Here is a 26,278-nt window from a genome sequence, read left to right as displayed (position 1 = left end):
CCGCGCAACGTCTTCCCGGACCTACTCCTCCCGGGCTTCCAGCAGACCGAGCACCGACGGCACCAGCCACCTCCACGAGCGGTTCGAGCGGACGAACCGCCTCATCTCTGCCGCCAACGGGAGTTCATGCCCGCCCAACCTGAATCAAAGGATCACATTCGGAAAGCGGATGGCGTCTTAGTGATCACGGTGTGATCACATGACACATGGAATCCTTGTGTCATGCGCATGAAACTCATACAAGTGTCGATGACGTGTGTTCTCTGTGGTGGGAGTTCTCTTGCGTATCTCGCGTCTGCCGGTGCTGGTGGTCGCCCTCGTGATGACTGCGCTCACGGGTGTTGATCAGGGTGCATGGGCCATAGGGCAGTGGGCCGTCGAGGCAGCGGGAGACCCGGCTCCGGAGCAAAAATGGGGTTCGGCCGCTAGTAAGGGGCATCGCGCTTCCGGCGGTGCCACCGATGCGGCCACTTCGGGTGGACGTGACGGCGCCTTGACCGCACCTGGAGAACTCCCGCCTGAGGGGGTGTCCGTGCCTGTGCGGCTTGAGGGTGACACCAAGCTGCCAAAGCCTGGTCCGGCGACCGAGGTGAAACCGCCGCAACCGGACACCCTAAGTGGCTTCGACCCTAAAACCAGCAAGGAGCTGGAAGGGCGACGTCAGGAGCGTGCGCAGACGTTCCGTAACGAGGACGGTACGTTCACCACGCGCTTCTATGCTGAACCGGTTCATCACCGCGATCGGAGCGGAACCTGGCGGAAGATCGACACCCGTCTTGTCTCGGTCGATGGCACTGGCCCGCGAACGATGAGCGCGAACGAGTCGGGCTGGGAGACGAGTTCCACCGAAATACCGATTGGGTTCGGAGCCTCAGCAGATATCGATCCATTGGTGCAGATGCGCCTGACTGACGAACTGTCCGTCGGATACAGCCTGACCGGGGCCAGGAGCGTCGCCGGCCGGGTCGAGGGGAATGTCATCACGTATCCGGAGGTGCGAGAGTCTGCAGACCTGGAGTTTCTGGCCGGCAGTGACTCGATCAAGGAGACGTTGGTACTCAAGGACAGGAACGCCCCGACGGAGTGGCGCTTTCCTCTGAGTCTGGATGGGCTGACCGCGAGCATCGACGACCACGGTGGGGTGGTTTTCACCGATCTCGGGGGCGTGCCGCAAGCATGGATGCCTTCCGGGTGGATGGAGGACTCACGGGTCGCGGAGAATGCGAACCAGGGTGAGATTTCCACGGGTGTGACATATCAGCTGGTCGAGGAGATGGGCCGTCAGGTCCTGGTCGTGACCTTGGACAGGGCGTGGCTGAGCGCTCCCGAGCGGATGTTCCCGGTCCGTGTGGACCCGTCGCTCAAGTCAGTCGACGCAACAGCCGGTACCTACGTTCAGGCTCCCTACAACCAGAATTTCTCCAGTGACACGGTGCTGAAGGTGGGCACTTATGACGGCGGGAGTCATAAGGCAGCCGCGTTCCTGCGGTTTCTCGGCCTGGAGACGTCATTGAAGAACGCCTGGGTGGTCGGCGCGGATCTCGCTCTGTACAACACTTGGTCCTACTCATGCACGGCACGCCCGGTGACGGTGCATCCGATCACGTCGAGCTGGTCCGAGAGCACCACGAGCACCTACCCGGGGCCTTCGACCGGATCATCTCTGGTGTCGAGGAGCTTTGCGCACGGATGGAAGCCGGCGGGCTCGGACACGTGGTCCTGTGGGCCGGCCTGGGAGACGCTGAAGCTGGGCGAGGCTGGTCGGAAGCTGGTGGATGACTGGACGCACGGACGCCAGAAGAATTACGGCCTGGCCGTCAAGGCCTCGACAACGGACTCCTACGGGTGGAAGCAGTTCGGCTCCGACGACTACCCGAATGGCAAGCCGAGTCTTGACGTGACGTGGACGAAGTACGGAGCCGCCTACCAACTCGGGGAGTTCACCGCCCCTGTGACGGCAACCACTCAGGGCGCGATGAAGGTCACCATCACTAACCAGGGGCAGGAGACGTGGCCGGCCGGTGGTAGCTACAAGCTCCGATACAACCTTTACGATGCCTCGGGTGCGGAGATCACCGACAGTTCCAAGATCGTCTACACGGAGATGCCCACTGCGGTGTCACCCGGCGAGAGCGTGACGGTGGATGCCAAAATAGCCCCCCTGGCGCCCGCGACATACACACTTGTGTGGACCATGACCGACTACGGGGCCACTCGTTTCACCTCAGCCGGGGTACCAGGCGTAGGTGTCAAGTTCTCTGCCGTCAACATTCCGCCCCGGCTTGTCGCTGAGGCACCTGCCAGCGGAATCGTCTCGGACTCGCTGAGGCCTACCCTCTGGGCAGACGGTACCGATCAGGATCGCTATCCGTCGGCGCTGCAATACCAGTTCGAGGTGTGCGACGTCGAGGGCAGGGATGTCCGCAAGAACTGCCGACTGAATACGCGCAGTGCGAACAAGCGCTGGTCTGTTCCCAGCGGCTGGCTGTCCTGGGGCAAGACCTATGCCTGGTACGCCTACGTGTTCGACGGGGCAGCCACGTCCACACGGCCTGCGCCGGCCCTGTTCACTACCGAGGTACCGCAGCCCGGCATCACCAGTCATCTGGGTGGAGCTGATGCCGGACGGGAGTTCGGCGCCCGGACCGGGCATTACGTCACGGCAGCCACGGATGCGGCTGTGTCCACAGTGGGACCGGAACTGGCGGTGACACGGACCTACAACTCCCTGGATCCTCGCCTGGGTGGACTGTTCGGTGCAGGGTGGTCCACCCGCTGGGACATGCGGCTTCGGGAAGAGCCCGACCTGGGAACGGTCCTTGTCACGCTGGCGGACGGTTCTCAAGCGCGATTCGGCACGGGGACAGCCAATGAGTACGTCGCGCCGAAGGGCAGCACTGTCACTCTGACTCGTGCGATCGATGGCGGCTGGGTTATCCGTGAGCGTTCGGGGGCGACCTACCACTTCGGGCCCAACGGACTCCTGTACAAGGTCGTCGACTCCGCGGGGCGCGGTCAGCGGCTGAGTTATGAGGCAGAGGACGGGGGTCCGCTGAGGAAGGTTACCGACCTGCTCTCGGGCCGCTCCCTTGACTTCACCTGGACCGGCAGCCATGTGGCAGCCGTGACCACGAGCCCGGTGGACGCGAGCACGCCGGGTTTGACGTGGACGTACTCCTACGAGGGTGACCGCCTGGCGCAGGTATGCCCACCTACCTCGGCGACGAAGTGCACTCGCTATTCCTATGAGGACGGCTCGCTCTACCGGACAGCCGTACGGAACTCCAACCCCATCTCATACTGGAGACTTGGCGAGACCGAAGGCTCCATCGCGCGCAGCGAAGTACCGTCGCGAACTGGATTCAATGACGCTCTCTACCGGGATGTCACCCTCGGGGTCACCCCGGCCGTCACGGGGACCAGCAACGGCGCCGCCGGTTTCGACGGCGCAGCATCCGTGATCGAGCTCCCTGAGAACGCGCTGAAGACCTCTGAGTACATGTCGATGGAGTTGTGGTTCAGAACCACTGCTCCCGGGGTGCTCGCCACCTTGCAGGGCGCCGAGGTGGGCCAGCGCCCCACCCGCTACAGCCCCTTCTTGAATGTGGATGGCGCCGGCAAGCTGCGAGGGCAGTTCTACACCGTCGAGTACGCCGGAACGAAGCCGATCGTCTCCACGAAGACTGTCACCGACGGTGCCTGGCACCACGCGGTGCTCACCACATCAGGCACGACGCAGACTCTTTATCTTGACGGCGCGGCCGTCGGCAGCCTGACCGGCACCGTGACAACCCGTGACGACCAGTACGCCTACCTCGGCGCGGGCTGGGGCAATGAGGGCTGGATGGGCGTCACCAGCGGTACCTACCACCTTCAGGGCGCGATGGACGATGTCGCCGTCTATACCCATGTGCTGGATGCGAAGACTGTGGCTGAGCACTACGCAGCCCGCAACACCGCAGGCAGGATGACGAAGGTTGTGCTGCCCTCGGGCCGCACCCATGCCACCGTCGTCTACGACAACGACACCGGACGCGTGACCAGCAACACGGACGAGAACGGCGGCGTGTGGCGGGTCTCGGACGAGCAGTACAGTGCTGGCTCGGCTTCCTACGCCTCCGAAGTCGCATCCTCAGGCCCGGTCGGCTACTGGCGGCTGGGTGAGCGTTACGGTGCCAGCGCCCGGAGCGAGACGGGAGACGCAGCCAACGGCTCCTACCAGAACAGCGTGGACCTCGGACAGCCTGGTGTATTCGCTGACGGCGACAACACCTCGTCAGGCTTCGGGGGGAACGCCTATGCCCAAATTCCGGAAGAACTTCTGCACCAGAGCACCAATGTGGCGGTGGAACTGTGGTTCCGCACCTCGGAGCCCGGAGTGCTCGTCGGTGATCAAGGTGCCGAACTGGACGGTGCGACAACTCCGACCGGTGGTTGGACCCCAGTGTTGTACGTGGGCGCGGACAACAAACTGCACGGCAAGTTCTATGCCGCCTCTGCCGTTACGGCTACACCGCTCGCCTCGACCACCACGGTGGCCGACAATGAGTGGCATCACGCGGTTATTTCCGCTTCCGGCAGCACGCAGACTCTCTACCTGGATGGAGAGAAGCAGGGAACGCTGGCAGGCGCGGTCAATCACCAGGCAAACAAGTACACCTACATCGGAGCGGGCTTCGCTGGTGGTAGCTGGCCGAGTTCACCGGGTGCCATCAGCTACTTCCCGGGGCAGATCGACGAGGTTGCAATTTACGCCAAGCCGCTGGATGGGGCCTCGGTTCAGCGTCACTTCCGCTCCCGTAACGCCATGGTCGCCGGTGATGGAGCTCGCTATCTCGGTAGCGTCACAGGCACCGGCCCGTCGGCCTACTGGCGGCTCGATGAGACCTCCGGCACGACCGCGGTGAGTAAGGCCGCCGCCGGCGTGGCCAACGGCACCTACACCAACACCACTCTGGGTATCGGCGGTGCTTTCGGCACCGGCGACAACGCCGCAGTACGGTTCGCAGGAAACGGCAATATCCGCATCCCCAGTGGCATCGTTGCCGGTGACAGCAGTCTGGCAGTGGAGATGTGGTTCCGCACGGCCACGTCCGGTGTCCTCCTGGGCTTCCAGGACGCAGCGCTGGGCAGTATTCCCACTTCCTGGCGTCCTGCGCTCAACATCGACGGCAGCGGCAAGCTACGCGGCGAGTTCTATCTCAGCGGCGCCAGTGGTGCGACCCCCATCACCTCCACTCAGACGGTCACTGACAACGAGTGGCATCACGTGGTCCTCACGGGGGCGGACAACGCCCAGCAGCTCTATCTCGACGGCGTGCTGGTCGGCACGCTCAACGGCACCATCAGCGACCAGAGCCGTACATACACCTATCTCGGAGCCGGCTATGCGAGCAGTGGCTGGATGGGTGTGGCCTCGGGCACGTACTACTTCACCGGCGACATGGACGAGGTCGCCTTGTACGACCACCCGCTGACCGCCGAGCAGGTCGTCGACCACTTCGAGTCGCGCCAGTACAGCGGAGTCTCAGCTCTTGCTTCCACCGTCACGGTGACCAATCCTGTCGGGAAGTCCACCAGCACTACCTATGACGTGCTGCGAAGCGGCCGTCGGCTGGCCGACACGGATGAAGACGGAGGCATTACCACCTATACCTACGACACCGGAGGCTTCCCGCACACGGTCACCGACCCCAACGGGCACGCCACCATTACCGGACACGACGCCCGCGGCAACACCGTCAGCGTCACCACTTGCCGTGACTCCAACTCCTGCTGGACGTCGTTCACCGACTACTACCTGAACGCCGACGATCCACTCGACCTGCGCAATGACAAGCCCATTGCCATTCGTGACGCTCGCTCCACCGGGCCTGGCGACAACCGCTACCGCACCATGCTCACCTACAGCACCCTGGGCCTGCCCACGGCCACGCGCCTCGTCGACGGCCGCGAGAGCACCACGATCTACACCGACGGCACCGAGCCCGCTCAAGGAGGCGGGACCACCCCCGCCGGCCTGGTGAAGACCGAGAGCACGACAGGCGGCGCTGTCACTGCGTACCACTACTTCGCAAATGGCGACCTGGCACGCACCACTGCACCGTCCGGGTTGACGACGGAGTACAGCTACGACGGGTTGGGCCGCAAGATCTCCGAGAAGCAGATCTCCGACACCTACCCGGACGGTATGAGTACGGCCTTCGCCTACGACAAGCTCTCGCGTCCGGTGACGGAGACCGGCGGTGGTGTGAAGAACGACATCACAGGCGTCACTCACACCGCGAAGGTCACGCGCTCCTATGACGAGGACGGCAACCTGCTGTCCGAATCCACCGAAGACACCACCGGCGGCGATGCCACCCGTACCACCACTCACCGTTACAACGAGCGTGGCCTGAACGACAGCAGTACCGATGCAGAGGGAAACACCACACTCCTCGCATACGATGCGCTGGGCCGTGTGACGGCGATGACCGACGCTGCGGGCACACGATTCACCTATGCCTACACCCCGCGCGGCGAGCACGCCGAGACGGTCCTGAAGGACTGGACGGGAAGCCCTACCAGCGAGATCCGTGACCTGGTGGTGCTTTCCAACGCCTACGACCCTGCCGGGCGACTGGCATCCACTAGCGATGCGATGGGGGCCACCACCACCTACACCTACTTCGACGACGGTCTGCCGGCCACAGCGACGGCCAAGCAGATCACCCAGGCCGACGGCACACGGCGGGATATCGTCCTCGAAGCCAACTCCTACGACGGCGCGGGCAATCTGACCAAGCAGGTCACCGGAGGCGGCCGCACCACCGTCACGCACACGCTGGATGCCACCAGCCGCATCACGAAGACGGTCCTGGATCCGAATGACCTGAATCGTGTGACGACCTTCGCCTACGACGGGGACGACCGGATCATCCAGGAGACGGCGACGATCGACTCCTCCGGCAAGAAGCTCACCACGACGACGGATTACGACAAGGCAGGCAACCCGACCAAGGACACCCTCACCGACGGCACCAGCACGCACATCACCACCCGCAGTTACGACCAACGCGGACTGCTCGTCCGGGAAGTCAGCCCACGCGGCAACCTCAGCGGAGCCAGCAGCCAGGCCCACGCAACCGACTACCAGTACGATGCCCTGGGCCGCCTGACTCTCGTTACCGACCCGCCGGTACAGGTCGAGGAGCAAGACGCGCAACCTGTTTCCTCCCGTCCCCAGACCCGCGTCGGCTACAACACGTTCGGTGAGACCACCGACAGCCGCGACGCCCGCGGTGCGGAAACCCGAACCATTGTGGATCGACTCGGCCGTGTCACAGCCCTGACGCTGCCCACCTACACCCCGCCTGGCGACACACCCATCACCGCCGTCATGCGGACGACCTACGACGCGCTCGGCCGCGCCACCGCGGAAACCGACGCGCTCAACCGCACCACTCGCTACGTATACGACCAGTTCGGCAACCTGACCAAGCAGACCGACCCCGCAGTGCAGACCGAACTGACCAGCCTCACCGAGCATTCCGGAACGTTCAACAGCCAGCAGACCAGTCTGGACGGCGGCAGCGTCAGCACCTTCACATGGACCCCCACCGGCGAGCAGCTCTCCGCTACCGACCCGACCGGTGCCAGAACGGAGGCCACCTACGACGAATTGGGACGCCAGCTCACCGCCACCACGGTCGAGCGGTATCCCTCACTTCAGAACCTGACCAGCCGTTACACCTGGGACGACACAGGAAACCAGACCGCATCCACGACCCCCGCAGGTGGCACCACCCGCACTGCCTACAATGCGGCAGGCGAACCCGTGACAGTCACCGACCCGGTTGGCGGAATCACGAAGTTCGGCTACGACGGACTCGGCCGACAGACCGAAACCATCGACGCCACCAACCGCAAGACCACAACCACCTACGACGCACTGGACAACGCCACCGCGATCGCCGACTTCGGCACCGGCACCACCGCACTGCGTACGGTCCGCGCAGAGTTCGACGTCGAAGGCAATCAGACCGCCCAGATATCGGCAGAACAGTCGCGTTCGACCAGTACCCACGACGCTCTCGGCCGGGTGACGCAGCTGGTCGAGACCGTCAGCGCCGACAAGTCGATCACCACCAGCTTCGGCTACGACGCCGCCGGCAACCGCACGCGCCTCACCAACGGACGAGGCCACACCACGCGCTACACCTTCACCCCGTGGAACCTGCCCGAGTCCACCATCGAGCCTGCGACTACGGCCCATCCGAACGCCACCGACCGAACCTGGACGACCGTCTACGACGCTGCCGGCCAGGCCATCACCGAGCTGCTGCCCGGTGGAGTCAAGAGGGAGCGGTCCTACGACGCTCTGGGCCGCCTGGCCAAGGAAACCGGCACGGGATCCGAAGTCACCACGTCCACTCGCACTTTCCGCTACGACCTGGCCGACCGCATGACCAGCGTCGGCACGGACAATCCCTTGGCCGGCAACAGCTATACCTACAACGACCGGGGCCAACTCCTCGGCGCCGAAGGGCCTGGCGGCACCACCACGTACGCTTACGACCTCGACGGCAACATGACCGAGCGCACCGACCCGGCCAACACCACCGAGTACGGCTACGACGCGGCCGGGCGCCTTCAGTGGCTGTGGAACGAGATGACCAGTGCGGACATCTGGTACAACTACGACACGGCCGGGCGCCTCAAGCTGGAGCAGTACGCGAACCTGCCGCAGGGTTCCTCCACCTGGACTGAATCGGCGCGTCGGACATACGACTACGACAGCCTCGGTCGTCTCGTCGACGACAAGATCACCAACCCCGCGGGGACGGTCACAGCCGCGAGCATTACCTACGGATACGACCTCGATGACCGGCTCACCAGCAAGAAGACAACCGGTACGGCCGGGGCTGGGGACAATGCCTATGGCTATGACCAGGCCGGCCGGCTCGCCTCCTGGACCAGCGGATCGACGACCACGGCATACGAGTGGGACGACGCCGGTAACCGCACCAAGGCCGGAACCGCAGCGGCAACATACGACGAGCGCAACCGGCTCCTGACCGGTGGTGGAGCCACCCACACCTACACACCCCGTGGCACCCTCGCCACGGTCACCGGTGGCACGGGCGGCACTCGGCAACTTGCCTTCGATGCCTTCGAGCGCAAAATCACCGACGGCACATCGACCTTCACCTATGACTCACTGGACCGGGTCACCACGTACAACGGCACCGCCTTCACCTATGACGGTGGCTCCAACAACCTGATCACCGACGGCACCACCAGCTACGCACGCACCCCGGACGGCTCGCTCCTGTCCTCCAAGCGGAACGGCTCAGCACAGTGGTCCGTCACCGACCAGCACACCGACCGCGTTGCCGGCCTGTCCGCAGACGGCCTGACCGTCACCGACTCCACCACCTACGACCCCTTCGGCAAGGTCACCGCCACACAGGGCAACGCCCCTGCCATCGGCTACCAGTCAGGATGGACCGACCCGTCGTCGGAAGACGTCAACATGGCGGCCCGTTGGTACGAACCGGGCACAGGCGCATTCGCCTCCCGCGACACCTGGCTTCTCCCCCCAGTCTCGTCGGCGCAAGCCAACCGCTTCGTATATGCCAACGCGGACCCGCTCAACGCTACTGACCCCACGGGCCACATGCGCGCCTACGGCACCGGAGGAAACGGCAGAGGCTACAGGGGCGGCGGGAGTTATAGCGGAATCACCCCTCCCATCCGATACACCGAAGTATCCAAAACGACGAAGCCGCGGCGAGCAGCTGTGTCCTACTCCTCCACGAGCCGGGTATCTGCCCGGTCCCAGAACCGCAAGAACACCCGCGAGATGGACCGCTACGACCGGTCACGCACGCCGAGCTACACCAGAGCAAGCGGAAACCGGGGCAACACGGGCCGCTGCACCTACTCCTGCGGCAGAGGCGGCAGCACATCGACCTACCGCGGCTCCGGCAGGGGCGGCAACACGACGTACAGTCGCGGTACCGGCAGGGGCACCAACACGACGTACAGTCGCGGTACCGGCAACTCTCGTGGCACCAGCGGCTCCCGCGGGACTGTGAAGGCGCCGAACACGACGCGCCCGACCGCCCCGCGACCGCCACAGAACCCGAACCGCGGCCCGCGCCCCAAGCCCGCACCGACCCGGCCGGCACCCAAGCCGACAGTCGACGTCGCCCGGATTCGGCAGCATTCAATTGACGCAGCGATTCGCTACGATCGAATGCTCCCTGTCGAGGTGGCCGCGGTCTATCAGCCCGCACCGCTGGACACGACAGGGCTTGAAGATCTTCAGGACATGTTCCCCGGGGTGCAGATCGACACCGACCAGGGTTTTGGAGGATCAGGTGCAGACCATTCCTCGCAGCGGACCAGCAATTCCTGTTCTCGGGATTTCCCCTCTAGTGATCCATCTTTTTATTATGCTCCGATGACTCGTTTTGGCTCTGGAGTGAATGACTGCAGGGCTACCGGCGCAGTTGCCCGAATAGATGCATTCGATCTGAGGCCTTGGCGCTTGGATCCGAAGTGGAAGCCTGCGGGGTATGAGCGCCTCCCGGCCAGTAACAGAGCGGCTCTGCACGTTATTGGTAATCAGATGGGAGGCGCGAGAGATACGCTGCGCAACTTTGTTGCCGGCTATCAGACTCCAGCAAACTCGCCGCATATGCGATCGCTGGAAGACGATGTGACGAAGGCAGTCAAATCTGGAGAGCGAGTGACACTTGGGGTTTTGCCGATTTATGGCGGTCCCGATCTGGCAATCCCGACAGAGATCGAGATGTATGCTGTAGGCGACAACGGATATCGTCTCAACTGTACTGTTTACAATCGGCCAACTGGTGGCTATCTCTGTTCAGCGAGGTCGTCTGGTGGAAGTCTTTCAGCTCCATGAGCTTCTTGGTCCGCCGCGGGTTAACGGTGATGTAGGTGCGGACTGGGAGAGTGTCGAAGCAAGGTCGGGCGTCATTTTTCCTGGCGACTATAAGGAGTTCATTTCTGCATACGGCCCCGGTTGTGTCAATGACCAACTCTACTTCTTCCATCCCCGAGCCGGGGAGGGCCCCGAGAGCTTGGGATTGGAATCACTTTGGGAGCAGGCGGCGTATGCCTACGGCGAGTTGTCTCGGAGTTATCCGGAGTTGTATCCGCATTCTCTGTATCCAGCCAAGGATGGGGTCATTCCGGTTGCTAGATCGACCTCAGGTAACTACGTCTTTCTTGTCCCTCCCGAACGCGAGTCGCGGGAATGGCGGGTTGCCGTAGATGTTGGGCAATGGGTTGTGTTGGAATTGCAGTTCGTTGACTTTCTTTGGAGCGCATTGCGTGGCGAGCTTTTCGTTCCCATAATCGAGGGCGATCCGTCATTTGAGCAGGTTGGGTTTGTCGAACCTTACTGAACCCTTCTCGGTAATCTCTCGTCACGTTTGTGATCTTCCTTCAGATGGTGCGGCCGTGTTCGAGCTGGAGGAGGAGGGCGGCTCGGGCGATGCGGGTGATGGCCGACGGGTCGAGGCTGACCCTGCGCAGCGCCTTGAAGGTGACCTTCAGCAGGGCGTTGGCGCGTTCGGCGACGGCGTGGACGCCCCGGATCACCAGGGTCTTTGAGAAGTCTTGAGGTGGGCGGTTCGCCTGCTGAGCACTGGATGTGACGACTTGTCGGCTCGTGACGGTGGTGGGCCCTGGAAGCAGTGCAGGCATGGCTGACGGTGATCATGTGGGTGTCGAATCCGTATGAGCACCGAGCGAGTCCATGCCTGCCCTCCCATCTTCCCGGGTCTTCAAAGTTGAGCGGTGCGGAGGTGTCCGCGGGCTCGGCGGGTGGTGACGCAGCGTGTGCGTAGCCGTTGGTTCTCGGCGTTGCGGAAGCCGAACGCGGCACGGGCGACGAGCTTGATCACGCGGTTGATGCCCTCGCTCCTGGCGTTGTGGTGGCCGGTGTCGATGAATGCTTCGATCTCGGGCCACCAGCGGTCGACCGGGGCGGCGAGTTGCCGGACCTCGGGGATGTCGGAATCCGCGGACCAGGTGAGGAACTTCCAGGGGGCGTGGCCGACTTGGTGCCGGTCGGCGCCGGTACGGGCCAGGGCGAGGAGGTTGCGCAGGTTCTCCTTGGCGATCCAGGCCGTCAGCAGCGTCTGCCCGATCGTCCCCTCGCCCAGCAGCGCGTTCCACATGGCGGCGAACTGGTCGTCGGTGAGGTCCTCGCGGTTGCGCAGAAGCCGCCGTCTGGCCTTCCACTCCGGGTCGCTCGCGCGTCCGCGCCGGCCGCGGATCTCGGCGGTGGTCCGGCGCCTGACCATGGACAGCATCTTGTTGGCGAGCTGCACGACGTGGAAGTGGTCGGCCACCACGGTGGCATGTGGGAGGCCGATGCGGACGGCGGCCCGGTAGGTGGTGGACATGTCGATGGCGACGTACCGGATCTTCTTTCTCCACTCCAGTGGCGTGGTGGAGAGCCAGGCCAGCACATCGGCGGTGGTGCGGCCCTCGACCTGGCCGAGCAGGCCGCCAGTGCCGAGGGCGTCGACGAAGCCGGTGTGCCACCGGTCCCGCGTCAGACGCTACGTGCCGGTATCCGCGTCCTGTTCCCAGCGGGGCTTGCCCCGGCGGGTCTCGTCGATCCCCAGGACCTCAACCTTGGGCAGGGGCACTTCGATGACTGAAGTTCCCCCAAGGCCGGGTAGTTAGCGTTTTCGCAGGTCACGCAAGGGGTGTTGAGACCTGCGTGATTGCCGTGTAGCGGCCGGTGCGGACTCTCTTGATCATTCCTCTCTCGGTCCAGCGGGCGAGTTGCCGATAGGTGGCGACGAGGGTGACGTCGCCGAGGAGCTCGGCGATCTCCCTTGAGCGCCATAGCCGTTCGGGCTCGGACTGCAGGATGGCCAGGACACGGGCCAAGCGGCTTCCGGTGTTCTCCCGGGCGGTCGTCGCAGGCAGTGCGGGCTCCGGCGACGGAGGCGGCAGGAGAGTGATCGCTATCGAGGTCACCACCTTGCTGACGTCGGGGCGGCCGTCCAGTTTCCTTTCCGCGTAACGGGAGATGGGCGACTTCACCTTGCGGGTGCTGACGCGGGTTCGCCGTGCGGGCGACAGACCTGACAGGACTCGGCGGCCGATCTCTCCGATACCCTGCTCGAAGATTCCTTCCGCACATACCAGCAGGTCGCGGGCGGTTTGGAGGGCGATGGTGAAGCCGCAGCGGTCGGGATCGGTGCCGGGCCTGGACTCCGCAGCCTCGACCATGGCGCGGCGCAGGAGCTGGTAGAGGGTGAGCAGGGCCCACATCTCCTGCTCGACGTCGGCCGGGTCGTGCGAGCGCAGGACACGTCCGTGCAGGATGGTGTGGCGCAAGGCGTAGTAGGCGCTCTCGTGCTCCCAGCGCTCGTGATAGAGGTGCACGAGGCGGTCGGCGGGGTGACGGCGGGCGTCCAGGAGGGTGGTCGCCAGACGGTAGGAGCCGTCGAAGTTGCTGCCATCGGTGCAGGTGACGCTCACCCGGGCTTCGATGATGCGCACCGGGACGCCGCCGATGACCGAGAGGTAGGAGGAGTCAGCGAGCGGCTTCAGGACCGGTGGGCGGCGGCGCTGGCGAATGCGGCCCAGGACCCGTGCGCCGGTGGCGTGCACGGTGGCGAGGAAGTCGTTGCCGTCGAAGCCGCGGTCCCACAGCACCAACATCTCGGGACCCAGATGGTGCGACAATCTGGTGGCGTACGAGGTCTCGCCCTCCCGGGTGGGGCCGAAGACCGCTCCGATCACGGCCCGGGTGCCGGTCTCGACCAGTGTCATCAGCTCGACCTGGGGGTAGCCGCCGTGCGGGCACCGCCCCAGCCAGCCCCGGTTGCGCTCGCTGTCAGGCACCTTGATCGAGCTGCAGCCGTCGAACGACACCGTCCGATACGGGCCGAACCGTACCCCCGGCGTGGTCGGCTGGGCCAACGGCCCGGCCAGCACCTCGAATAACGCCCGCACCGGCGCGCTGCCGAGTCTGCGGCGCAGATCACGTAGCGCTTTCGTGCTCGGGCAGACGATCGGCATCCCCGCCAGTCCGGCGGTCAGCTTGCCCCAGACCAGCCGATAGCCGATCTCGGGAAACAGGCACATCGCCAGGAGGAAGTAGACGCCGACCCGCGAGGGCAGATCACGCAACCGCCGCTGCACGGTCCTGGTCTCGGACAAGACCGCGTCGACCAGCTCGAACGGCATGATCGGCGTCAGTTCTCCCAGATGTCCGGGAGCGAACCGGCCCGCGGCCACAGTCACCGTACGGGTGATGGCCGCCAGCGCCGACGGCGAGACACAATGAACAGGCAACGGAGCTCCTTGCGGGACAAGCTGTCTTGGACGACTGCCTGTACCAACGAGCTCCGTTGCTCCACGTCAAGAACCCCTCAACACCCCTTGCGTGACGTTCGAAAACGCTAACTACCCGGCCTTGGGGGAACTTCACCCTCGATTCGCCCCCTCGAACCCGTGCAGCCACCCCGTCGCCGGCAACGAGCCCAAACCGGGCCGGTGCCGCTGATCCTGCCGCCAGGTGAAACCCCGCATCGGGCCGCGACTCGCCACCGGAACCTGCCCGAGGTGCCGAACCGGGCCCGTCGCCTCGTCCCCGGCGTACTTCCACATCGCGGTCCACCGGTCCGTCCAGCCGTCGGTCTGCTCCAGGTCTTCCCGCCCCGCATCCAGCGAGACTGGCACCAGGAGATGCGTCCACGAACACCGATGGGACCTGATCCACATCGCCTCCATAGACAACCTCACCGAGCGTGCAACGGACGAGACCACACCAACCCGGCGGGGGAACCTATTGGGGCATAACAGGTAATCAACGCAAATCGAATACCCCTCAAAAGCCTTCTCACATCAGGTCCTTGTAGGCCCCCCAGTCCGTGGCAGTCGACATCTTTGCGGGGGTGCCCAGACCCCCCAGGCCGTCGCCGGGCCACCACCACAGCGAGCCGCCCGCATCGACGGCCGCGATGTCGTAGCGGCGATCTCCGTTGAAGTCACCGGCGAACACCTTGCTCACTGTGCCGAAGCCAGCCGCCGGCCAGGGACGCGGGTTGCCGTGTGTGGTGCCGTTCTTGATGGAACCGGTGCCGTTGCCGAGCCACCAGGAGAGCTTTCCGTCGACCATCGCCGCCAAGTCGGCGCGTCCGTCGCCGTCGAAGTCGCCGGGCTTCCAGTCGTAGGTGCCGTAGTGCGGGTTTGTCGCCTGCACCGGCTTGGGATAGATCTCGCCCGAGCCGTTGCCGGGCCAGAGGCGTGCGAACTTTTTCTCGTAGTTGAGGTCCCAGCATTCGGCGCCGAGGTCGCTCCTGCCGTTGCCGTCGTAATCGAGCGTGAAGAAGTTCATACACTCGAAGTAGTCGACCTGCGTGTGCTTGTAGGCGTCGGTGAGGGCACGACGGGCACCGGTCAGCCCACCGTCGCCGTCGCCCTCCCACCACCAGATCCTGTTGGACATCGCCTCCACGGCCGCGATGTCCCCTCGGCCGTCGGCGTTGAAGTCGCCTGTGAAGACCTCCGCGTACTGGGAGCCGCTGCCGTCCGACCAGAGGTACCGCTTGTCGGCCAGGGTGCCGTTGCCGTTGCCCGGGTAGTAGGCGAGGTTGCCGTTGGACTCCAGGGCGACGATGTCGTAGCGGCCGTCGGAGTTTAAGTCCTGCGGGGCTGAGATGCCCGACGTCACATTGTGGACGTTGCAAGCCGGCAGACCGGGGTAGGGTTCCGCGCCCACGCCGATGATCTTATCCGCGGGGACGAAGCCCCACGCCTGCCAGGTCGGCCAGTTGGCGGTGGAGTCGCCCTTCACGTAGTACCAGATGCGGTTTCCGGCACCGTTCATGTCACCACTGCGCCAGCACACGAAGTAGTGGGATCCTGCGAGTAGTCGACCGGTCACCGTAGAGTCCGCATAGGGCTCCGCCAGTACGTCCGTGTCGAGGCTCTCGCAATCGATCCCCTGGGGGAACGCGTTGGAATCGGTGTCCTTGAAGTCCAGCCCGGACGTCATGAAGCACTGTCCGGCGTAGGCGGCCTCCGTCGTCAGCACGGCCGAAGAGAACATCCGGTACGTGGTCGTCGTCAGATCCTCGGACGGGAGTCGCACTCCCAGATTCAACAAGGTGGAACCACTGTCGGCCGCGGCGCTGGCCGCCGCCGTGGCGTCGAGGGTGACGGTGCCCGTCGGACAGCCCTTGGCGTCCAGCCTCGCCGTCCAGGCCGGCTGGCGGTTCCAGGTCGTCTCCACGGAGGCACGCCCGGTCTGCCAGAGTTCGACCGTGGTGTCCTCACAGGGCGTGCTGTACGTCTGGGCGAGCGTCAGGGTCGACCTGACGACCTGGCGGCCTGCCAGATTCGATGCTTCGAACTGCAGGAACGTTCGATGGACGTCCTTGGTCGGCCCCGACGTGTAGACCCCGGCTACGTAGTCACCGGAGTATTTCCAGTAAGAGGAATCCGGATATGCGGAGGTGACCTTCATCCATGCCGTGAGGCTCTGGGTGAGCGTGTGGCCGATGTACACCGGATACGTGATGTCCGGGCCGGTGAGCAGTTTCCTGCCCGGAACCACGGCCAGGGTGGAGCCGGAAACCTCAGTGCGCATCGCCGACCGGCGGGGTCTTTTGGCGCTGTCCCACCCCTGCGGCTGAGCGCCGGTGAAGACCGAACGGCCCTTGGCGTCGACGGCTCTCAGGCCCTTGCCAGAACCGCCGGTGATCTTCATCCCCTCCGCCGAAAGCCTGAAGGCGATCTTCTCCAGGTCCGGGTTCCTCGCGGCCTCGGGGTTCTTGACCACCAGTACCTGCGAGAAGCCGTCCGCCTCTACAGCGACCTTCAGGTCGACCCCGTCGAACACCTCCCGGTACGTCGCCACCGCACCGTCCAGCACCGGCTTCGGCAGTTTCCCCGGCCAACTCAGCGCGAGCTCGTGCCGCTGGTCCTTCCGCAGCCGCACCAGCGGCTCCCGGCCACCGTCCGACAACGTCAACCCCGCCACAGCCGCCTTCGGCACCACACCTTGCTCGGCGAACCGCAGATCGGTGTCGATGTCCACCCACTTGCCGCCCTGCCGCGTCCGAACCGGACCCAGATGCTCCGTGAACGTCAGCGTTCCGGAAGGATTCGCGAACACCTCGGACGTCTCCGTCCGGCGCTCTACGATCTCCACTGGCTTCCCAGACTCTCTGGCTTTCGCCAGCGCCGACACCTGCGTACCCGCCGCCCCGCCGTCGGAGCCCGGACCGGTCGCGGCCGCTCCCAGGCCCGCGGCCAGGCCCGAGAGCGCCGTGATCAGGCCGAGTGCGACCAGCGGTTTCCTGGCACGCAGCCGGAATGCTTCGAGCATGTCCACACCTGTCCTTTCAGCCTCAGTACCACGGGCACCGGGGAAGCCCGGGGAAGGGATGCACGGTTCCGCTCGGCGCCAGCACGGTGGTGAACGGCATCGCGCCCCAGCCGTCGTAGGCCTCGAACGGAGCAAGGGCCTGGTCGCCCTTGGTGTGGTACCAGACCGTGTTGCCGCAGGCGTGCGGCCTGGTCCTCTTGGTCGCGCGACCGGTCACCGGGCTGCCGTAGAAGGACTGCGACGTGACGTCGCCCGGTGTGTTGTTGCAGTAGAGATCGATCGGGAAAGCCATGCCTCCCCAGTCGGTGTGAGGGGAGTTCTCCCGACGTCGGCAGATGCGGAGCGGGCCCCGATCAGCCCCGTCACGACACCCATGGCGGTGAGGGGCAAGGCAAGCGCGCAGTGCCGTCTTCTTCACAGGAGGACCTCTCGGTGAGGCAGACTGGGCCAGCATGCCCGAGCGCACTGACAGCGGGCTGACATATGACTGCCGGCGGCCCGCCTGATTGAACGGCCGGACCTGCTGAGCCAATGGGACGCGGGCCGGGGCAGGATCAGCAGCGGCTTCAACGACCCGGACACCACCGTGGTGACCTTCTGGTAGGCGCCGGGACTCTGCGGGGCCGATAAATCATCCGGCCTGGTCATGCGGCATGTTGGTACTCGTGGAGGGCTCCGCCGAGTCGGTCTCGTCGGCGGACCTCCAGGTGTCTCATCTTCCCCGGTTCGTTGATCGGGTGGGGGAGTGGTCGGAGCGGCGCGGCTTGGCCCAGGGCTCGGTGCGGGCCTCACGGAGCGCGTGGAGGAGGTGGCTCTGGTTCCAGATCAGGGTGCGGTCCAGGAGCACGCCCTCTGAGGCCGGCTTCGGGGTTCTTGGCCGGGCGGGTGGGTCCGGGGCTGTGTAATTCGTACACCTGGCTCATTCCGACCGGGCACGATGTCGCTCATGACAGCAACGCCCCCTCACCTCCCCGGGCTTCCGTATCACCGCATGGCCCGGTACGCCGCTTTCCACCGCTGGTGGCGGCCGCTGCTCGGCACTCTGATGCTGGTCTGCGGGTCGGTCCTGGTCACGGTCTTCTTCTACATCCTCGCCGACGAGCTAGGAAGGGCCGCCGGTTACCCGGAACTGCCGGACGGCGACGTCGACTTCGGCCCGGTTCTGGGTACGGCACTGGACCTGGCGTTCATAGCCCTGGACCTGCCGCTGGTCTTGCTGGCCGTGCGCTGGGTGGGCGGGCGTCCGGCCGGCACGGTGTCGTCGGTGGCCGGGCGGCCGCGTTGGCGATGGCTGGCCTGGTGCCTGCTGGCAGCGGTACCCGCCATGGTGCTGCTGCCGGTGGTCGCGATCTTCCTGCCGGAGGAGCAGGGCGGCGCCGGAGCGGCCGGCGTATGGGTGGGATGGCAGACGTTCCTCCTCTCCCTGGCCATGTTGGTCGCCCTCGTGCCTCTGCAGGCCGCGGCGGAGGAGTATGTCTTCCGGGGCTGGCTGTTGCAGGCGGCAGGAAGCTTCGTCCGTTCCCCATTGGTCGCGGTGCTGCCGCAGGCGGTTCTCTTCGCCGCCGCGCACGGATGGGGAACCGCCTGGGGATTCACCGATCTTGTGTTCTTCGGCTTGGCGGCGGGCTGGCTGACCATCCGCACGGGTGGCCTGGAGGCATCCATCGCCCTGCATGTGATGAACAACCTGCTGGCCTTCGGTCTGTCCGCCGCGTTCGCGGACGGCCTCGCGTCCGACGAGACGGCGGCCGACGCCCCCTGGCAACTGGCCCTCGCCGACATGTCGGCGGTCCTGCTCTACGCCGCGATCGTGCTGTGGCTGGCCCGGCGCCGTTCTCCGCTGAACGTGTCTCCCCCGGTCCCCGCGCCGGCTGCACCCTACCTGCCGTACCCGCAGGCACCGGGCCCGTACGGTCCGTCCGCACCGCCGCAGGGCCTGTACCGCTCGTACGTGCAGCCGCAGGGTCCCTACGGGCCGTACCCGCAATCGCAGAGCACGTACGGGCAGTACGGAACGCCGCCCTGGGACCCGGACGTGCCCGACGCCGGTGGGCCCGGCGCCCGCGAGCAGCCGCCGCACCAGCCCGGCGGGCCTCAGGACAGCTGAGGCGGCAGCGGGGCTGTGTGCCCGTCATCGGCGGCCTCGGCCAGGCCGGCCGGAGTCCACGACCGAGTACGACCCCGTCACCGGCCGCGCGGTCAAGCCGTCTCGCCGACCGGCGGCACGATCACCCGCGTGTACGACAAGCTCGGCCGCCCGATCTCGTACACCGACGCACGACGGCGGTGTGACCACGACCGATGACGACCTGCTCGACCGTGCGGGGCTCGGATATTCGTCGCTGCACCTCACGCCGCATATCGGTACTCGTTTATGAGGCCGCCGAGGACTCGGGTGCGACGGATCCGGCAGGGGTCGAGGCCGTGGACCGGGGCTGGCTGCGCTGGGGCATCGGGCGGTAGTTGGTTCCGGGCCCGGTGCGGACGATGCTGGTTGTAGTGCCGCTGGTACTCGGTCAGAACGCGGTGGACATGGGCCTCGTTCAGGATCAGGACATAGTCGAGGACCTCCCGGCGGAGGGTCCCGATGACCCTTTCACATTGGGCATTCGCCCTCGGTGCTCGTGGTGGCGTCTTCAGGGTTTCGATGTCCTCGGCCTGGAAGACGGTGTCGAAGCTCTCGGTGTATTTGGAGTCGCGGTCTCGGATGAGGAACCGCAGCGACTCGAGACGGATGCCGAGGTCGCAGGCCATGTTCCTGGCTTGCTGAGTGGCCCGGGCGGCGGTGGGATGGGCGGTGACACCGGCGATGTGGAGGCGGCGGGTGCCGTGTTCGAGGAACGCCAGCGCGTACAGGCGCTCGAGCCCAATGGTGTCGATGTGCAGGAAGTCGCAGGCGATGATGGCGTCAGCCTGCGTGGTGAGGAACTCGCGCCAGGTCGGCCCGTGGCGGCGTGGGGCCGGATCGACGCCCGCGGCATGGAGAATCTCCCAGGCCGTCGAGGCGGCGATCGGGTGCCCGAGCCGGGCGAGTTCGCCTTGGCTCCTGCGATGCCCTCAGCGGCTGTTCTCCCTGGCCAGGCGTTGGACGAGCTTCTTGAGTTCGGCTCGGGTCGGCGGCCGACCCGAGGTGGTGCGCCGTTTGCTGTAGTCCCACTTCCGGGTGACGAGCTTGCGGTGCCAGGCCAGGAGTGTTCCCGGGGTGACGGGGAAGACCTGTGCCAACCGCCGCCGGGGTATGAGTGAGGACAGCGCCGCCGGCCACAGCCGGTCCGCGGGCTGGTAGCGCACGGGGCTGTGGAGTTGGCGGCGCAGTACCGCGTTCTCGAGCCTCGGCACCAGCAGCTCTGCGTCCTTCGAAGTCTCGTGGCGCAGCAGCACCCTTGGGACCGAGAGCAGTCGACGGGTCACGTTGTAGAGGAGCGACGCGATCATCTCGGGATGATTTCAGAACGGCGGGGCTGGAGCCGGAAGCTCTCGACCAGCAACGATGAATAAACGAGCCCCACAGGATGTCGAGCTGCCGGGCGTCTGCATGATTCGACATTCGTCGGGCCGGCGCTGGGATTGTCCCGACTTTCGACCGATGACGGAGCTGTGCCGCCGGCCATAAGGTCCGCGTAAACCTGTCATCCGGCAGAAGGGGCGAACAAAGTCTCGTGCACCGTGTCCTGTCGAACCCTCGTGTCCCCGAGCACCACCTCGGGGCTGGAAAGTGCCGACCCCGTCCGGTTGATCCAGCTTCTGGAAGCACGGTAATGAACGTATTCTCGCGTTTCGTCATCGCATCAGGAGTGGCGAGGGCCACGATGCGTGAGCACGTGCTGGAATCTGCCGTGGACTATGGCGGCGACGGGAAGCCCGACATGATCGCGGTCGACGTCATCCGGCCGGAAGAGGCCGAGCAGGGTCTCGAGCTCCCTGCGATCACAGACTTCAGTCCGTACTACAGCACGCTGGGCCGCGGAAACGAGCCGCGGTTGAAGAAGTGCGACTGAGCCGAGATCTGCCTGATCAGGAATTCACGATGTGGGGTTGCACGCACCCCGTACGTAGGAGAGCTGTACATGTCTCATCCTCCCTCCGCTCAACCAGCCCGTCTCAGATCGCGTCCGCTTGCGTTAACCGCGGCGGTCGGACGTGTTCGGACGTTGATCGTGGCGCTTGCCGTCGCCGCAGAGGAGCTTTGATGCCACTGATTGCACGTACCCGGCGCACCCTCAAGGGCGCGGCCGCGGTCACCGTTGCGGCCCTGACGCTTGGCGTCGGTCCGGCGCTGCCCGCGACGGCGGCGAGCCAGGCCGAAGGTACGATCGAGAACGCGGGCGCGTCCGGTGCCATCAAGGATCGGTACATCGTGATCCTCGGCAAGGGAGCCGACGCCGGCTCGGGCAAGGGAAAGGATCTGGCCGCCAAGTACGGTGCCAAGGTCAAGAGGACCTACCGCACGGCGCTCAACGGCTACGCCGTCGAGCTGACGGAGAAGCAGGCCAAGCGGTTCGCCGCCGACCCGGCCGTGGAGTCCGTCGTGCAGGACCAGGTCGTCAAGGTGACCGGCACCGGCCCGACCGGCACTCAGCCCAATCCGCCCTCCTGGGGGCTGGACCGGATCGACCAGCGAGCCCTGCCGCTCGACAGCAGCTACACCTATGCGGGTACGGCGGGCGGCGGGGTCACGGCCTACATCATCGACTCCGGTGTGCGCATCAGTCACCAGGACTTCGGCGGCCGCGCCGGCTACGGGTACGACTTCGTGGACGGCGACAATATCGCCGCGGATGGCAACGGCCACGGCACGCATGTCGCCGGCACGGTCGCGGGCTCGTCGTACGGTGTGGCCAAGGCGGCCAAGATCGTCGCGGTACGCGTGCTCGACAACACCGGCTCCGGTGCCACCTCCGGCGTCATCGCGGGCGTGGACTGGGTGACCGCCAACGCCGTCAAGCCCGCGGTGGCCAACATGAGCCTCGGTGGCGCTGTCAACACGGCGCTGGACACCGCTGTCCGCAACTCCATAGCCTCCGGGGTCACCTACGCCGTGGCGGCGGGCAACGACAACGTCGATGCCTTCACTTCGTCCCCGGCCCGCGTGACCGAGGCCCTCACCGTCGGCTCCACCACCAGCGGCGACGCCCGCTCCAGCTTCTCCAACTACGGAAGCGCGGTGGACATCTTCGCGCCCGGGTCAGCCATCACGTCGGCGTGGAACACCGGCGACACCGCCACCAACACCATCAACGGCACCTCGATGGCGTCCCCGCACGTGGCCGGAGCAGCCGCGCTCTACCTGGCGGACAACCCCACCGCCACCCCATCGCAGGTCGCAGGGGCGCTGACCTCCTCAGCCACCACCGGAGTGGTGACCGCCCCGGGCACCGGTTCCCCCAACCTGCTGTTGAACGTCGAGGCGTTCCGTTCCGGGCCGCGCGGCACTGTCACGGGTACCGTCACGGACGGCAGCGCTCCGCTGGCGACGGCCAAGGTTACCGTCGGTGACGTCACGGCCATGACGGACAAGCAGGGGCGCTACACCTTGACCGCGCCGACGGGAACGTATGACGTCAGCGCGAGCAAGTTCGGGTACGCGACCAAGACCGTTTCGGGTGTCACCGTCGGCGACGGTCAGACGGTGACCGAGAACTTCGCGCTGACCGCGAAGCCGAGCGTGAACGTCTCCGGTGTGGTCCATGACGGTTCCGGTCAGGGCTGGCCGCTGTATGCGACGGTACGGGTCAAGGACGAGCCGACGGCGGTCGCCTACACCGACCCCAAGACGGGGAAGTACGCCCTGAGCCTGCCCGCCGGAGCCACCTACACCCTGCAGGTCGATCCGCTGTACCCGGGCTACCGGCAGGACACTCACGACATCCAGGTCGGGTCGGCGGATGTGACGCACGACGTCGACGCACTGGTCGACCCGAAGGCCTGCACCGCGGCCGGCTACACCCTCCACTACGACGGCACCACCGAGCCGTTCGACGGCACCACCGCGCCGGCGGGCTGGACCGTCGACGACATGATCGGCAACGGCCAGACCTGGGTGTTCAACGACCCCGGCAAGCGCGGCAACAGGACCGGGGGGTCCGGCGGCTTCGCCGTCCTCGACAGCGATCGCTACGGCAACAACAAGCAGGACAGCTCGCTGATCAGCCCAGTGATGGACTTCAGCCGGCACACCCAGCCGATCCTGTCCTTCCGCACCGATTACATGGGTTCCTACTCGGGCACAGGGGACGTCGATCTCAGCGTCGACGGCGGCCAGACATGGACCACTGTCTGGCACCACACCAGCAACAGCGTCCTGGGGCCGCGGACCGAGACCGTGGACCTGTCCCAGGCCGCCGGCAAGGCCAACGTCCAGGTCAGGTTCCACTTCACCGGCCGTTGGGGCTTCTGGTGGCAGGTCGACGACGTCTTCCTCGGCGGCCGCACGTGCGACCCGGCACCGGGCGGCCTGGTCCTCGGCCAGGTGACCGACAAGAACACCGGGGCCGCAATCAACGGCGCTACGGTGACCTCCGCCGACAAGCCCGCCGAGAAGACGACCTCGGCGGCGACGCCGAACGACCCGAACCTGGGCGACGGCTTCTACTGGATGTTCTCCTCCCTCACCGGGGAGCACACCTTCTCCGCCACGGCGGGGAACTCCTACAGCGCACAGGACATCACCGTCAATGTCGCCCCGCACCAGGCATCGGACGGCACGTTCGCCCTGCCCGCACCCCGGCTCACGGTCAGCCCGGCCGAACTCAGCACCACCGTCGGCTGGAAGGGCCAGGGCAACTCCACCCTGACCCTGAAGAACACCGGAACCGCCCCGGTGACCGCCGACATCGGTGAGCTGCCGGGCGGCTACCAGCCCGCCGCGGAGCAGAAGGGTGCTCCGCTGCAGGAGGTGAAGGGAGACTACAGTCCCCTGCGGCTGCAGCCCGGCACGACCGCGCGGGCGGCGGCCAAGCCGTCGACGACGCCGTACGCGGCGCCGTGGACGACGCTGGCCGACTACCCGATTCCGATCATGGACAACGCCGTGGCCACCATGGGCGGCAAGGTCTACTCGGTCGCCGGAACCGACGGCACGAACTTCCTCAACAAGGCCTACGTCTACGACCCAGGTACCCAGGCGTGGAGTGCCCTGCCCAACCTGAGCACCGGACGTGAGGCTCCGCAGGCGGCCGCCTACGGCGGAAAGCTCTACGTCTTCGGCGGTTGGGAAGCAGACGGGAATACGGTGGCCAAGACCGAGATCTACGACCCGGCCACCGGCGCCTGGTCCACCGGCGCCGACAACCCGAAACCACACGCCGGCGCCGCCGTGGCCGTGCTGGGCGGCAAGATCTACATCGTCGGCGGCTGCACGACCGCCTGCGGCACGACGGATGTGCAGGTGTACGACCCGGCCTCCAACTCCTGGAGTTCGGGGGCGGCGTATCCGGAGCCGACCTCCTGGCTCGGCTGCGGCGCCATCGCGAACACGCTGAACTGCGCGGGCGGGTGGCAAGACGCACGCACCAGCACCAAGCACGCCTATGGCTACGACCCGGCATCGGACAGCTGGAGCTCCGTTGCCGACCTGCCGATCGACCTGTGGGCGATGGGCTATTCGGCGGCAGACGGCAAGCTCCTGGTGTCCGGCGGCGTGACCGACGGCACCAGCACGCTCACCAACCAGGGCTTCGCCTACGACCCGCGTTCCGATACCTGGACCGCGCTGCCCAACTCCAACAACACCGTCTACCGCGGCGGCTCCGCCTGCGGCTTCTACAAGATCGGAGGTTCCACCAGAGGGTTCGCCGCGACCAGGAGCTCCGAGCTGCTGCCCGGCTATGACCAGTGCGCCACGACCGATGTCCCCTGGCTGTCAGAGGACAGGACCGATGTGACGATCCAGCCGGGCGAGAGCGTTGACGTCACCGTGAGTTTCAAAGCGGACGTCGCCGAGATCACCCAACCGGGCACCTTCACCGCACAGCTCACGATCAGCGCGAAGACCCCGTACGCGATCGCGCCGGTGCCGGTGACATTCGTGGTGAATCCGCCGAAGACCTGGGGAAAGATCACCGGGACGGTCACCGGAGTCGGCTGCACCGGCACACCGGCGCCGCTGAGCGGAGCGACCGTGCAGATCCTTTCGAAGACGGCGAGCTACACGCTGAGGACCGACCGAAACGGTCAGTACGTGTTCTGGCTGGATGTCGGCAACAACTCGCTCACGGTGATCGCGTCCAAGGACAAGTGGGCAACGCAGCCCGCATCGGTCAAGGTCAAGCCGGGCATGACGACCATGGCCGACTTCTCTCTCAAACCCGGCTACACCTGCACCTGATCCGACACCCCGTGCGGGCCGGGTCGGGCCCGGCCCCGGCCCGCACGGACAGGTCGCGGCCCCGCCACCGATGGCGGGGCCGTCGCCCTTTTCCGCCGCCCGTCTGCAGCGCGGGGCAGCGGGCCGTCGCCGGACTGGGGGGCAGCAGGCAGGCCGGTAGCGGCCGGTGAACCGCGCGAGTTTCAGTCCGAGGTGCAGGCAGAGACGTTCGTTGCCGTCTTTGAGGTCGGCGCCTGCCAAGTGCTCAAAACTGTCTCGGACTCCAAGGACGAAGACCCCGCTATGCGGCCGTTCCAACTGTCGGAGGCCGAGGAGGAGGAGCAGAAGCGGCGGTTCCTCACCCCTGACGACCCGCTGTGCTTCCTGGTGGTGACCGCGAAGCTGATGACCGGGTTCGACGCCCCCAACGAGGGCGTCCTCTACCTGGACAAGCCACTGAAGGCCCACAACCTGTTTCAGACGATCACCCGGACAGGGTTCCAGCAGACCGTGATGCCGCGCCAGACCCCCTCCGAGCAGCAACGATGAGTTTCCGAACGGCACAGGTTTTGAAGCAGTACGGGACCGTGGCCGCC

Annotated in this window: 10 protein-coding genes and 5 pseudogenes; 8 read left to right on the top strand and 7 right to left on the bottom strand. The window is 65.9% G+C overall.

Annotation, left to right across the window (positions count from 1 at the left end):
• The first annotated feature begins 322 nt into the window (after positions 1-322).
• Positions 323-10,915, top strand: a complete 10,593-nt coding sequence (locus tag ABD858_RS02805; protein WP_425586304.1) for a LamG-like jellyroll fold domain-containing protein — start codon at positions 323-325, stop codon at positions 10,913-10,915.
• Positions 10,893-11,420, top strand: a complete 528-nt coding sequence (locus ABD858_RS02800) for an SMI1/KNR4 family protein (protein ID WP_345034309.1) — start codon at positions 10,893-10,895, stop codon at positions 11,418-11,420. The genes ABD858_RS02805 and ABD858_RS02800 overlap by 23 nt, the downstream gene beginning before the upstream one ends.
• 40 nt (positions 11,421-11,460) lie before the next feature.
• On the opposite strand, the pseudogene ABD858_RS02795 reads toward ABD858_RS02800, so the two are convergent.
• The 6 genes and pseudogenes from ABD858_RS02795 to ABD858_RS02770 all read right to left on the bottom strand — a co-directional run.
• Positions 11,461-11,598 (bottom strand): annotated as a pseudogene (locus ABD858_RS02795) (IS5/IS1182 family transposase); the annotation flags it as partial.
• Positions 11,599-11,801: 203 nt separating this feature from the next.
• Positions 11,802-12,581 (bottom strand): ISL3 family transposase, encoded by a 780-nt coding sequence (locus tag ABD858_RS02790; RefSeq protein ID WP_345044228.1) that lies wholly within the window; start codon positions 12,579-12,581, stop codon positions 11,802-11,804.
• Between the two features lie 142 nt (positions 12,582-12,723).
• A complete protein-coding gene (locus tag ABD858_RS02785; RefSeq protein ID WP_345034308.1) occupies positions 12,724-14,337 on the bottom strand; it encodes an IS4 family transposase in 1,614 nt (537 codons plus the stop codon).
• A gap of 547 nt (positions 14,338-14,884) precedes the next feature.
• Positions 14,885-17,377, bottom strand: a complete 2,493-nt coding sequence (locus tag ABD858_RS02780) for an FG-GAP-like repeat-containing protein (protein ID WP_345034307.1) — start codon at positions 17,375-17,377, stop codon at positions 14,885-14,887.
• Positions 17,378-17,399: 22 nt separating this feature from the next.
• Entirely contained in the window at positions 17,400-17,669 is a 270-nt protein-coding gene (locus ABD858_RS02775) for a hypothetical protein (protein WP_345034306.1), read from the bottom strand.
• 352 nt (positions 17,670-18,021) lie between these two features.
• A pseudogene (locus ABD858_RS02770) lies at positions 18,022-18,221 on the bottom strand (integrase); the annotation flags it as partial.
• 102 nt (positions 18,222-18,323) lie between these two features.
• Between ABD858_RS02770 and ABD858_RS02765 the strand changes: the two are divergent.
• Positions 18,324-19,484: a CPBP family intramembrane glutamic endopeptidase gene (locus tag ABD858_RS02765; protein WP_345034305.1), complete on the top strand. Its 1,161-nt coding sequence runs from the start codon at positions 18,324-18,326 to the stop codon at positions 19,482-19,484.
• Positions 19,485-19,501: 17 nt separating this feature from the next.
• Positions 19,502-19,698 (top strand): annotated as a pseudogene (locus ABD858_RS36705) (hypothetical protein); the annotation flags it as partial.
• Positions 19,699-19,726: 28 nt separating this feature from the next.
• Here the strand turns inward: ABD858_RS36705 and ABD858_RS02760 are convergent.
• Positions 19,727-20,812: pseudogene (locus tag ABD858_RS02760) on the bottom strand (integrase core domain-containing protein).
• Positions 20,813-21,186: 374 nt separating this feature from the next.
• Between ABD858_RS02760 and ABD858_RS02755 the strand changes: the two are divergent.
• The 4 genes and pseudogenes from ABD858_RS02755 to ABD858_RS02740 all read left to right on the top strand — a co-directional run bounded on the left by ABD858_RS02755 (position 21,187) and on the right by ABD858_RS02740 (position 26,231).
• Positions 21,187-21,375 carry a hypothetical protein gene (locus ABD858_RS02755; protein WP_345034304.1) on the top strand — a complete coding sequence of 63 codons (189 nt, stop codon included), beginning with the start codon at positions 21,187-21,189 and terminating at the stop codon, positions 21,373-21,375.
• Positions 21,376-21,566: 191 nt separating this feature from the next.
• A pseudogene (locus ABD858_RS02750) lies at positions 21,567-23,057 on the top strand (S8 family serine peptidase); the annotation flags it as partial.
• A gap of 336 nt (positions 23,058-23,393) precedes the next feature.
• Positions 23,394-25,703: a Kelch repeat-containing protein gene (locus tag ABD858_RS02745; protein WP_345044226.1), complete on the top strand. Its 2,310-nt coding sequence runs from the start codon at positions 23,394-23,396 to the stop codon at positions 25,701-25,703.
• A 240-nt stretch (positions 25,704-25,943) separates the two neighbouring features.
• On the top strand, positions 25,944-26,231 hold the full coding sequence (locus tag ABD858_RS02740; RefSeq protein ID WP_345034302.1) for a type I restriction enzyme subunit R domain-containing protein: 288 nt from the start codon (positions 25,944-25,946) through the stop codon (positions 26,229-26,231).
• Positions 26,232-26,278 lie beyond the last annotated feature (47 nt).

The sequence above is a fragment of the Streptomyces sannanensis genome (genome assembly GCF_039536205.1).
In the GTDB taxonomy this organism is placed as follows: domain Bacteria; phylum Actinomycetota; class Actinomycetes; order Streptomycetales; family Streptomycetaceae; genus Streptomyces; species Streptomyces sannanensis.
Note: the sequence above shows the minus strand (reverse complement) of the source record. Positions and strands in the feature narration are given on the sequence as shown.

Coding starts and splice junctions, on each gene's coding strand:
- ABD858_RS02765 (WP_345034305.1), top strand. CDS start 18,324: ATGACAGCAACGCCCCCTCACCTCCCCGGGCTTCCGTATCACCGCATG.
- ABD858_RS02805 (WP_425586304.1), top strand. CDS start 323: ATGACTGCGCTCACGGGTGTTGATCAGGGTGCATGGGCCATAGGGCAG.
- ABD858_RS02780 (WP_345034307.1), bottom strand. CDS start 17,377: ATGCTCGAAGCATTCCGGCTGCGTGCCAGGAAACCGCTGGTCGCACTC.
- ABD858_RS02745 (WP_345044226.1), top strand. CDS start 23,394: ATGATCGGCAACGGCCAGACCTGGGTGTTCAACGACCCCGGCAAGCGC.
- ABD858_RS02755 (WP_345034304.1), top strand. CDS start 21,187: ATGCGTGAGCACGTGCTGGAATCTGCCGTGGACTATGGCGGCGACGGG.
- ABD858_RS02775 (WP_345034306.1), bottom strand. CDS start 17,669: ATGGCTTTCCCGATCGATCTCTACTGCAACAACACACCGGGCGACGTC.